Annotated in this window: 7 protein-coding genes and 3 pseudogenes; 9 read left to right on the plus strand and 1 reads right to left on the minus strand. The window is 57.2% G+C overall.

Going from position 1 to position 9,129, the window contains the following annotated elements:
• Positions 1–66: 66 nt before the first annotated feature.
• Positions 67–291: pseudogene (locus QN347_RS17880) on the plus strand (transposase); the annotation flags it as partial.
• 154 nt (positions 292–445) lie between these two features.
• Here QN347_RS17880 and QN347_RS17885 read toward each other — a convergent pair.
• Positions 446–568, minus strand: a pseudogene (locus tag QN347_RS17885) (IS481 family transposase); the annotation flags it as partial.
• Between the two features lie 179 nt (positions 569–747).
• Here QN347_RS17885 and QN347_RS17890 point away from each other — a divergent pair.
• The 8 genes and pseudogenes from QN347_RS17890 to QN347_RS17920 all read left to right on the plus strand — a co-directional run.
• On the plus strand, positions 748–1,572 hold the full coding sequence (locus QN347_RS17890) for a p-hydroxycinnamoyl CoA hydratase/lyase (RefSeq protein WP_322162111.1): 825 nt from the start codon (positions 748–750) through the stop codon (positions 1,570–1,572).
• A gap of 5 nt (positions 1,573–1,577) precedes the next feature.
• The gene (locus QN347_RS17895; RefSeq protein ID WP_322164168.1) at positions 1,578–2,720 is read left to right on the plus strand and encodes a CoA transferase; all 1,143 of its coding nucleotides are present in this window, start codon (positions 1,578–1,580) and stop codon (positions 2,718–2,720) included.
• A 68-nt stretch (positions 2,721–2,788) separates the two neighbouring features.
• A complete protein-coding gene (locus tag QN347_RS17900; RefSeq protein ID WP_322162113.1) occupies positions 2,789–4,174 on the plus strand; it encodes an MFS transporter in 1,386 nt (461 codons plus the stop codon).
• A 281-nt stretch (positions 4,175–4,455) separates the two neighbouring features.
• Positions 4,456–5,952, plus strand: coding sequence for an aldehyde dehydrogenase family protein (locus QN347_RS17905; RefSeq protein ID WP_322162114.1), 1,497 nt, complete (start codon positions 4,456–4,458; stop codon positions 5,950–5,952).
• Between the two features lie 97 nt (positions 5,953–6,049).
• On the plus strand, positions 6,050–7,555 hold the full coding sequence (locus tag QN347_RS17910; protein WP_322162115.1) for an aldehyde dehydrogenase family protein: 1,506 nt from the start codon (positions 6,050–6,052) through the stop codon (positions 7,553–7,555).
• Positions 7,556–7,849: 294 nt separating this feature from the next.
• Positions 7,850–8,143 carry a transposase gene (locus tag QN347_RS21010; RefSeq protein ID WP_416194486.1) on the plus strand — a complete coding sequence of 98 codons (294 nt, stop codon included), beginning with the start codon at positions 7,850–7,852 and terminating at the stop codon, positions 8,141–8,143.
• 3 nt (positions 8,144–8,146) lie between these two features.
• Complete coding sequence (locus QN347_RS17915; protein WP_416194487.1) at positions 8,147–8,857, plus strand: IS3 family transposase; 711 nt, start codon at positions 8,147–8,149, stop codon at positions 8,855–8,857.
• Positions 8,858–8,866: 9 nt separating this feature from the next.
• Positions 8,867–9,052 (plus strand): annotated as a pseudogene (locus QN347_RS17920) (transposase); the annotation flags it as partial.
• Positions 9,053–9,129: the final 77 nt, after the last annotated feature.

The raw sequence follows: 9,129 nt of genomic DNA on the forward strand, positions 1-9,129 counted from the left end.
CAGCCCTTGAGAACCTGGATATGGTTGCATGACTCAAACCAAATAGCCTCTAGGAAACCCGGGACGGTTCACTCCGCTGCCTATTGGTTGATGTGGAAGCTGCGCCAGGCGATCCCGGTTACCAGCGCGCTGCGAGCCGCCGAGTTCACGACGCTGCGGACCCGGCTGATCAAGGTCGCCGCCCGCGTCGTCGAAACCGCCAGTCGCGTCCGCATCGCCTTCGCCAGCGCCTGTCCCGATGCTGCGATCTTCCAAGCCGCCGCCGTCACTCTGCGCACAGCCAGCCCGTAACTGACGCGGCCGCGCCGCCAACCAACCCGCAACCCGCAAGCCCAAACAAAAGCGCAGCCACAGCGCCACCAACGCCCGCGTCAAAACCCCAAAGCCAGCGCACGAGACCCCGATCTTGGCCTTATCCGCCAAGCCTCACGAATAAGACGGGCTAGTCGCCTTGGATCTCGGGCAGCCGACTGATGCCGTGGCGTTGGAGACAGCGATGCAGGGACGATCGGGAGAATTGGGGGAGCGTCGGCAGTAGCGCTTAGAGGCAATTATCGAGCGGCAGCAACGCGCGTGAGTCTTGACATAAACAATACCGACATCTAAGCCAGACCGATAAACGCACAAGCGAGCGGTTATCGCCCATCCTGAATTATCAATGGGTTCGGTTCAAGGGCAGTTTTGGGGCACGACGCCAGTTACTCGGTAATTCGACCAGCCTTTCTCGTTCATGCATCGGAGGATCAAATGGCTTTCAAAACGCTTCTACTCGACAATCAGGATGGCATTACAACGATCACGTTCAACCGTCCGGCCAAGCGCAATGCGATGAGCCCGCGCCTCCATCTAGAGATGACAGCGGCGCTCGACGAGGTGCGCTACGATACAAATACCAGAGTAGTCGTAATCACCGGTGCTGGTGAATCTTTCTGCGCGGGAATGGATCTGAAAGAATACTTTGCGGACCTGAAAGAAAAGCCGGAGGAGTTCGCTCGCGTGGGCAGGCTCGCGACGGAGTGGCGCGGCCGCACCCTGCGGTATTTCCCGAAGCCCACGATCGCGATGGTCAATGGCTACTGTTTCGGCGGCGCGTTTTCCATTGTCGAGGGCTGCGATCTCGCCATTGCGGCCGAAGAGGCGACATTTGGCTTATCCGAAGTTAACTTCAAAGGTTTTCCGGGTGGCCCGGTGAGCAAATCGCTCGCCAATCTTTTACGTCCGCGCGATGCGCTGTGGTACGGCTTGCTGGGGCGTCCCTTCAACGGCAAGACAGCGGCCGAAATTGGCTTCGTCAATCTCGCCGTACCACTCGCGACGTTGCACGAGGAGACGATGGTAGTTGCGCGCGAACTCGCTAGCAAGGACCCGAATGCTCTCAGGGCAGCAAAGGACGCCTACCGCTTTTCCCTCGAAATGTCCTGGGAAGCCTCGATCGATTACGCTTTCGCTAAAGAGCAAGAACTGATCGTACGTCAGAAGGATGCATTCCGAAACGAAGGGATCGGCGATTTTCTCAAGGGTAAGTACAAGCCTGGGCTCGAAAGCCATGGCGGGTCGAACCAAGGCGCGTGATCGGCATGCTTCAGGGAATCCGCGTTATTGAACTGGGCACGGTCATCACCGCTCCTTACACAGGAATGATGCTCGGTGATCTCGGTGCCGACGTCATCAAGGTCGAGCGCCCGGAGGGCGATCCTTTTCGGGGTTCTCAGAGTGATGCATACGGCTCGACCTTCGTTGCCTATAACCGAAATAAACGAAGCGTTGTGCTTGATCTTACGATCGAGGCAGACCGAAATGCCTTGCTTGCACTAATCGATGAAACAGACGTCCTACTAGACAACTTCAGGCCGGGCGTTCTCGACCGGCTCGGGCTCGCGCCTGACGCACTTCGCCACCGCAACCCAAAGCTAATCCAATGCTCGATCACCGGTTTCGGCAGTACGGGCCCGTATCGTGATCGCCCGGCCTATGACGCTATCGGTCTGGCAGTAAGTGGCATTGGAAGTCTATTGGTCGATCCCGAGGCGCTCGAATCCATCGGCCCAACTATCTCGGACAACGTAACGGGGCTGCAGGCCTGCTGTGCAATTCTGGCGGCGCTGGTTGAGCGCGGTAAAACCGGTCGCGGCCGTAGACTCGAAGTGAATATGCTGGAGGCGACTATGGCCTTCGCCCCTGATGTCTTCACCGGGTTCACGCGCTCAGGCACCGTTCCCGACCGCCTGACCCGGGTCAAGAACTCTCAATCCTTTGCCTTTCGCTGCGCGGATAACACTCTTCTTACCATCCACCTCTCGACCCAGGAGAAATTCTGGAACGGACTCCTGAAAGCTCTCAACGCTCATGAGCTAGCAACGGATCCGCGCTTCGCTGGACACCGCAAACGCGCTGAGAACTATCTCTCGCTGCGCGACGAACTCTCCGCCCGCTTCTTGAATGGCCTACGAGTAGATTGGCTTCAGCGACTAACGGATGCTGACGTCCCCGCCGCGCCGATCTGGAACGTCGGCGAGGCGCTTAAGGACGTTCAGGTGGCGGCATTGGGCTCTGTCTGCGAAACCGAGCACCCGACCCGCGGAATAGTACGCAGCATCGCTTGTCCGATTTTGGTAGATGGCGAACGCCCGCGCAGACTAATGAGTGCTCCGCCGGCACTGGGCGAGCACACACAAGAAGTTCTGGATCGGCTGAAAGAAAAATCTCGCAAGGCGAGATAATAAGACAAATTAAAAAGGCGCGCTACGTTTCGGAGTGGATAATCGTTCATGTGCGAAGGGGAGAGGTTGTGACCAATAAAGTCATTGATATCAAGGCATTCATCGATGGGAATCGGATGGCGCCTTACCAGTGGCTTACGCTCAGTCTCTGCTTCATGGTTTCGCTGCTCGACGGTATTGATGCCGCCACGATGGGCTTCCTTGCGCCGTCGTTGATGAAGGAATGGGATATATCTCGCGTTGCATTTGGGTCGGTGCTGAGTGCCGCGCTTTTTGGTTTTGCGGTCGGCGCCCTTGCGGTTGGCCCATTAGCAGACCGCGTGGGCCGCCGCAAAGTTCTGCTTATATCGGTTCTTACGTTCGGTGTTTTCAACGTCAGTTGCGCATTCGCAGAAACATCTACCCAACTCTTTGTGCTTCGGCTTTTAACTGGAATCGGTCTCGGCGCCGCAATGCCAACCGCGGCGACACTATTATCAGAATACGCTCCAACCCGGATACGCGCCTTTCTCGTGACCGTCATGTTCGCTGGCTTCGCACTGGGTTCCGGCCTGTCCGGCTTCTTAGCCTCATTCCTGGTACCTAATTATGGGTGGAGGGGCGTATTGCTCGTAGGTGGCGCAATACCAGTTTTAATTACGCCTCTGTTGTTTTGGCTTCTTCCGGAGTCGGCCCGACTTCTCGCGGTTCAAGGGTACCCATCGGCCCAGATCGCCAAAGTACTGAACCGAGTGTGCGGCTCAAAGTTCAGCGCGGACATGACATTCGTCAACCTGGAGCCGGCCTTGGCAAAAGTTAAGATTCCGCTGCAGCTTTTGTTTCAAAAAGGGTATGGGCTGGGCAGTACGATGCTCTGGGTCAGCTGTTTCATGGGACTGCTGATCATTTATCTTATCACAGGCTGGCTCCCGACACTGATTACCGATGCTGGCTACTCAGTGCAAGAAGCTGCCTCCATAGCGGCGATGTTTCAAGTAGGCAGCACGGTAGGTGCGCTTACAGTTGGTCTGTTGATGGATAGGTTCGACAGCCATCGGGTGGTGTCATTAGCTTACGTCCTAGGGGGAGTCTGCATTTTCCTGCTTGGAACGATCATCATGAAGTCGGCATGGCTTACCGTTCAGGTTGGAATCGCCGGCTTCTTCATCGGCGGCGGACAAACCGGATTGAATGCGCTCGCGCCGGCTTTTTATCCAACGCAGTCTAGGGCGACGGGCGTGAGCTGGATGAATGGCATTGGTCGCGGCGGAGCGATTGCGGGCTCATTGATTGGCGGCTTGCTTTTATCGCTCGGCTGGCACTTCGGCGCGGTTTTCGCGGCGCTCGCGTTGCCGGCTGCTGTTGCGGCGGTGGCGGTGCTTATGAATCGCCGCGCGGCTCACAGCATCATGCAGGAAACAGATGCCGATGCGGCGAACGCCGTAACGCAGACTTCATTGGTAACAACACGATGATTCAGCCTGGTGAAGCGCGTCACATGGACAAGCGACGCAAACTCGGATGAAGCGGTGACCTTCTGACGGCGACGATTCCTGCCGAAACTCTCGGCTCTAGACGTTGCGGAGTAGTAGAAGGACGTTCGGAACCTCCAATCTTTCCGAGTGTCGAGCCGGTTTTGTTAGTACCTAACGTATCGAGGACAATCGCGAGATTGTCGTCAAATCGACGGCGCGGCTCGTATCTGTATTCGGTGGATCTAATGCGCCTTTGCGAAGTGTTATAGATAGGAGATCCCATGAACATCGCGATTCAACAGCACTACGATAATCTCCAGAGCGGCTTTCTAAAATCCCCGCGCCAGCTGCTCGTGGGTGGCCGGTGGGTCGATGCTCGTTCTGGGGCAACCTTCCCAGTCTACAATCCCGCCAACGCGTCAGTCATAGCGCATGTGGCCGACGCCGGACCCGACGACGTCGATCTCGCTGTAAAAGCGGCGCGTCATGCTTTCGAAGACGGGCCATGGAGCCGGATGTCACCAGCCGACCGCGCCAAACTGCTGTGGCGCTTGGGTGACGCGATCGAGGCGCATGCCGAAGAACTTGCATTAATCGAAACGCTCGACAATGGGAAACCAATTAAAGTAGCTCTCGCACTTGACATAGCAAGTTCAGCTGAGCGCTTTCGCTACTACGCCGGTTGGGCGACGAAAATGAATGGCGAACTCTGCCCGCCTGCGGCGCATGACGGCGGAAAGTTTCACGCCTTCACAACGAGGCAGCCCGTAGGCGTAGTTGGTCTAATCACTCCCTGGAATTTTCCGCTGTTGATGGCGGTGAGCAAGCTCGCTCCAGCACTCGCAGCCGGCTGCACGACCATCTTAAAGCCTGCCGAGCAGACGCCGCTCTCCTCCTTACGACTCGGCGAACTTATGCAGGAAGTCGGCTTTCCGGATGGCGTCGTCAATATACTCACGGGTTTTGGACAAACTGGGGCGGCGATCGTCGAGCACCCGGGTGTCGATAAAATATCGTTCACGGGTTCGACTGACGTGGGCCGCGCCATTGTGAAGGCATCGACCGGGAACATGAAGCGTGTGACTCTCGAGCTCGGAGGTAAATCTCCGGTTATCGTTTTTCCAGACGCGGATATGAACGTTGCTGTAGAAGGAGTCGCGCGCGGTATTTTCGCCAACACGGGTCAGGTTTGCCAAGCAGGGTCCCGCCTCTTCGCGCATGAAAAAGTGTTTGACCAACTTATCGAGGGCATCGCCGCCAAGGCAGGCAAGCTCAAGATCGGTCCGGGCATCGAATTCGACACCGAAATGGGCCCTGTTGTGTCGCAAGAGCAACTTGATCGTGTGGCCGGCTATCTCACAGCAGGCCTCGAGGCCGGCGCAAAGGCCGTTATCGGCGGTACAAAAATGAAGCGCGACGGATATTTCGTTGAGCCTACCATCTTTACCTCAAGCACGACTGACATGGCTGTTTGGCGCGAAGAGATTTTTGGGCCCGTGCTTTGCGCGACGTCCTTCTCCGACGCGGACCTCGACCACATTGCCGCGCAGGCAAACGACACCGAATATGGCTTGGCTGCTTACGTTTACACGCGCGATCTTTCGGTCGCGCACAAGATCGCAAAAAAGATCAAGGCGGGATCGATCCGCATCAACGGCGGTATGGTCGATTCAAATGTGCCGTTCGGAGGCTTCAAGCAATCAGGTTGGGGTCGAGAGAACGGACGCGAAGGCGCTGAGGCATTCACGGAGATCAAGTCCGTCATCATCTCGCTTTGAATAGCGTGGCTTAAAGCACCATGCGGTCAGAATATTAGGTGCGAAGTAAATAACTGAGTGTTAGCACGGGCGCGCGCATTAATTCGAGGAGATCACAATGTCTGAAAATGCAGCTGTTGAAAGTTCGGAACACGAGCGCGCGCGCATCGATGATGCGATTATTGCGAAGATGCCGAAGATGCGTGACCTTTATTACGACGGCGGTTGGCGGAAGCCCGGGGGCGGCTACGCTAGTACGTACAATCCCGCGACAGGGGCAGATCTCGGTCCCTGCGCCGAAGCTAATGCCCAGGATGTTGGAGCCGCCGTTAGTGCGGCCAAGCGAGCTTATCCCACCTGGCGGTCTATGAAGCCACTAATGCGTGCAGAAATACTTCGAAGAATCGCTCGCGTCCTTCGCGATAATGCTCAAGAGCTCGCTTTTATCGATGCTGCGAACTGCGGCAATCCAGTCAACGAAATGGTGAGGGACGTGATAGCCGCCGCGGCCCAGCTCGACTTTTTTGCGGGACTTGTCACCGAGATCAAAGGCGACACCCAAGCGCTCGATGCTGATTCGTTCAACATGACGTTCCGGGAGCCACTGGGTGTGTGCGCCAGGATCGTCGCTTACAATCACCCACTAATGTTCACCGCAGCAAAAATTGGTGCTCCGCTTGCAGCAGGCAACACCGTCGTCGTGAAGCCACCGCCGCAGTCACCGCTTTCGGCCTACCGTTTCATGGAACTGATTGACGGGATCGCGCCGAAAGGCGTCATCAATATGGTCACCGGCGGATTACCCTGCGGCGAAGCGCTAGTAGATCACCCAGACGTTCCCATGGTCACCCTAATCGGAAGCGTTCCTACCGGCCGTGCGATCGCGAGTGGAGCCAGCAGACGGTTGAAATCTGTTCTGCTTGAGCTAGGCGGCAAGAATGCGCTCATCGTTTATCCGGATGCCGACATTGCCCGCGCTATCGCTGGTGCGATTAAAGGCATGAACTTTACTTGGTGCGGACAGTCGTGCGGTTCAACGTCTCGGCTCTTTGTTCATAACTCCGTTTACGATCAAGTCGTTGAGGGCGTATTGGATGGAATCAAGCGCTTCAAGCCCGGTATTCCGACCGATCCGGCGACCACGATGGGGGCGATCATTTCGAAGGCGCAGCACGAAAAAGTCATCTCTTACATTGAGATCGGGCAAAACGAGGGAGCGAAGCTAGCCAGCGGCGGAAAGGCGCCGGACGACCCAATCTTAGCAAATGGCTTTTTCGTCGAACCTACCGTCTTCGTCGACGTAAAGTCAGACATGCGCATCGCTCGAGAGGAAATCTTTGGGCCGGTATTGTCCATTATTAAGTGGCATGACGAGGATGTGATGTTTGAGGAAGTAAATAGCTTGGAGTACGGCCTAACAGGTGCGATTTTTACGCGCAGTCTTGCGACCGCGCATCGCGCTGCACAGCGGGTTGAGGCGGGCACTGTTTGGATCAACCACTCAGCGGAGCACTTTCTTGGCTCGCCATTCGGCGGATACAAGCAATCCGGAGTAGGTCGCGAGGAGTGCATCGAAGAACTACTCGCCTTCACACAGATCAAGAACGTTCATGTCGCTTTATAGTCTTCGCGAGTTCGACTAAGATGCATCGAGCTTTTGCTGGCGGCCCCAGCCGCTGGCTTGCGTGGACTGGTAAATTGAAACTCGCTCTGAAGGCTGCTCGCAGCGTAGCAATAGGTGGCAAGCTGTTGTTCCGTCAGTCGATTGTCGGAGGATCGCCGACAATCGCGTGGTGCGCCCACCAGTGGAGAGGTATCCGCTCCAGCACCCCGGCTGCGGCGAGCGGCTCAATTTGACCTTGCCCCTGCCTAACGTCTCCCTTGGCTGATAGGAACCGATCAGCGAAGGGGTATCAGGATGAAGGACGGAGTGAGGGCGCGCTATACGCTTGAGTTCAAGCGGGAAGCGGTGCGGCTTGTGCATGGCGGCGAGAAGGTTGGGACAGTAGCCCGGACGTTGGGCGTGTCAGGTCAGTCGCTGGATAACTGGGTCAAGGCGGAGGCGGCCGGTCGGCTGAGCGATGTCCGTGGCAAAGCCGTGATGGCTGAACAGATGGAGATCGCCCGGCTGAAGGCCGAGCTGTCGCGGGTGCGTATGGAGCGCGACATCCTAAAAAAAGCGACGGTATACTTCGCGAAGGAGTCGCGGTGAGGTATGCCTTTATCGAGCGACATCGTTGCACCTGGCCGATCGTGGTCCAGTGCCGTGTCTTGCAGGTCAGCGCCAGCGGCTATCATCAGCACCGATCACGGCAGGCTGCGGAGGTCGGCCCGAACCAGCCCCACCGTCGGCTCTACGAAGACGGCCTTGATGGTGCACATCAAGGCCATCTTCGTAGAGATGAAGGGTGCCTATGGCTGGCCAAGGATCTGGCGTGAGCTTGCCGCACGCGGCATCCGGGCGGGCAAGGATCGTGTACGCAAAATAATGAAGGCCTGCGGCCTGCGTGCCCGTGGCAAGCGCCGGTTCAAGGCGACCACGAACAGCGCGCATGATTTGCCGGTTTCCCCGAACCTGCTGGCGCGCAACTTCGCTGCGGATGCGCCGAACAGGGTTTGGACAGGTGACATCACCTACATCTGGACCGAGGAGGGCTGGCTCTACCTTGCCGTTGTGATCGATCTGTTTAACCGGCAGGTGGTCGGCTTTGCGATGGGCCAGCGCATGACGCGAGCGCTGGTAATCGATGCGCTACGCATGGCCTGGTTCCGTCGCCAGCCGGCCGCAGGCCTCATCTTCCACTCGGATCGCGGTAGCCAATATGCCAGCAAGGACTTTGCCAAGCTGTTGGCGAACTTCACCATGAAAGGGCTTTGTTGCAAAACTGACGCCGGGGGAATTCCCGTAGGGAATCGAGCGGGATAGATGGGCGTGATGCCCAAACCTGTTGCACCTCTATATCGCACGACGAACTGGCCTGAGTATAATGCGGCGCTGAAGCGGCGTGGGTCGCTGGAAATATGGTTTGATCCCGAGATGCACTGGCTCTCGAAACCGTGTGGTCGCCCTGGTCGCCCGATGCGGTTTTCGGACAGTGCGATTGAGCTGTGCCTGACGCTGAGTAATTACCCACCCCCTACCGGCTATAAGGCAGAGACGGCACCGAGGATGGTCTGGAATGGACTGCCTCCTGCGAG

The organism is Sphingomonas sp. 10B4 (assembly GCF_035019905.1).
GTDB classification, from domain to species: Bacteria; Pseudomonadota; Alphaproteobacteria; order Sphingomonadales; family Sphingomonadaceae; genus Sphingomonas; species Sphingomonas glacialis.